The sequence below is a fragment of the Streptomyces sp. NPDC034670 genome (assembly GCF_055574875.1).
The window spans coordinates 1-1078 of the sequence record NZ_JBVITR010000150.1; the positions used below are offsets into that span (position 1 = coordinate 1).

At 74.7% G+C, this 1078-nt stretch carries 1 protein-coding gene; it reads left to right on the forward strand.

Annotation, left to right across the window (positions count from 1 at the left end):
- The coding region (locus tag ACZ56B_RS32895; RefSeq protein WP_468798774.1) for a beta-ketoacyl reductase at positions 1-1078 on the forward strand (1078 nt) is incomplete at both ends.

Here is a 1078-nt window from a genome sequence, read left to right on the forward strand (position 1 = left end):
TCGCGTCGGTGGAGTCGTTGAGGCTGCGGGCGGTTTCGGCCGAGCAGGTGAGGGGGCCGGGGGCCGGTGACCTGTTCCGGGTGGAGTGGTCCGCCGTGCCGGTGGGGGAGGCCGCGGAGGTCGCCGGTGAGGTTGCGGTGCTGGAGGTGGAGCCGGGCGAGCTGCGTGCGGACGAGGTGGGCCGGGTCTGTGCCGGGGTGCTGGGTGGGGTGCAGTCGTTCCTGGCGTCTTCGGGGCCGGGGCGTTTGGTGGTGGTGACGCGGGGGGCGGTGGAGGTGCGCGCCGGGTCGGGTGGGGTGGATCCGGTGGGGGCTGCGGTGTGGGGGCTGGTGCGGTCGGCGCAGGCGGAGAATCCGGGCCGGATCGTGCTGCTGGATGTCGCGGGGGGTGAGCCGGTGCCCGCGGGGGGCGTGCTGGCCGGGGTGCTGGGCCTGGGTGAGTCCGAGGTGGCGGTGCGGTCGGGTGAGGCGTGGGTGCCGCGTCTGGTGCGTCTGCCGGTGCGGGCTGCCGCTTCGTCCGCGGGTGTGTTCCGTGCGGGGGGGACGGTGCTGGTGACGGGGGGGACCGGGACGCTGGGGGCGGTGGTGGCCCGGCATCTGGTGGCTGTTCACGGTGTGCGGAGTCTGGTGCTGACGAGCCGGCGCGGGGTGGAGGCGCCGGGTGCGGTGGAGCTGAAGGCCGAGCTGGAGGCCGCGGGCGCGGTGGTGACGGTGGCGGCGTGTGATGTCGCCGATCCGGTCGCGCTGGCGGGTCTGCTGGCGGCGGTGCCGCGGGAGGCGCCCTTGTCGGGGGTGGTGCATACCGCGGGTGTGCTGGACGACGGTGTCTTCGGTGGGCTGACGCCGGAGCGGCTGGTGTCGGTGTTCCGTCCGAAGGTGGACGCGGTACTGGCGCTGCACGAGGCGACCCGGGGTCTGGAGCTTGATGCGTTCGTCCTTTATTCCTCCGCGTCGGGAGTGCTCGGCGGGGCGGGGCAGGGCAATTACTCGGCGGCCAATGCCTTCCTGGACGCCTTCGCTCGGTGGCGCCGTGCCCGGGGTCTGCCGGCCGTCTCGCTGGCCTGGGGCCTGTGGGGCGA